Annotated in this window: 1 protein-coding gene; it reads right to left on the bottom strand. The window is 77.1% G+C overall.

The window, feature by feature from the left end; genetic code table 11:
* Positions 1-699: alpha-2-macroglobulin family protein (locus tag QOL99_RS17340; protein WP_285525657.1), on the bottom strand; the 699-nt coding region annotated here is incomplete at both ends.

Genomic DNA, 699 nt, shown 5'->3' with positions numbered 1-699 from the left:
CCCCGCCAGCCCCACGAGGTCGAGGTTGGCCCGCAGCCGGGCGGCGACCGCGTCGGTGGTGGCCCAGCGCTGGGCGGGGTCCGCGAGGTAGGCGTCCAGATCGGCCAGCGCCGCTTGCAGGGGCGTGGCCGCCAGCGTGACGGTGAGGGCCTCGGCCTGTTCCCCGGAGGGCACCCCGAACTCCACGGTCCGTGTGCCTGCCGCCGTCAGCGTGCCCTCACGGGTCAGGCGGGTGCGCGGCCCGGCGGGACGCAAGGGCAGGGTCTGGCGCAGGGCGTCGGTTCGGCCGCCCGAGGAGGTCGCCCGCGCCTCCAGCGTGAGCTGCTGACCCCTCGCCGGGGCCTCCAGCGGGAACCGCGCCACCGCGTCCCCGCCGTTCAGGGTGAGCGTCCGGGTGGTCACCTCGGTGCCCACGCTCAGCTGGGCGCGGGCGGTCTTGCCCCCCGTCCGGTCCTGCACGCCCAGATAGGCGCTCCCCACGTCCCCCTGCGTCAGCACGCGCGGCCCGGTCAGGCGCACGGCGAAGGGGAGGGTCGCCGTGATTCCGGCGCGGGCGTCCCCGGCCCCGCCCGACGGGGTAAAGGCGCGGGCGGTGATCCGGTATCGGCCCAGGGCCTCGGGCACCTTCACCCTGACCTGGGCGCGGCCGTCCGCCCCGGTCTGCACGGCCCCGAAATAGGCCACCTCGCGCAGGTCCTG

Source organism: Deinococcus rhizophilus (assembly GCF_030271215.1).
GTDB classification, from domain to species: domain Bacteria; phylum Deinococcota; class Deinococci; order Deinococcales; family Deinococcaceae; genus Deinococcus; species Deinococcus rhizophilus.
Note: the sequence above shows the minus strand (reverse complement) of the source record. Positions and strands in the feature narration are given on the sequence as shown.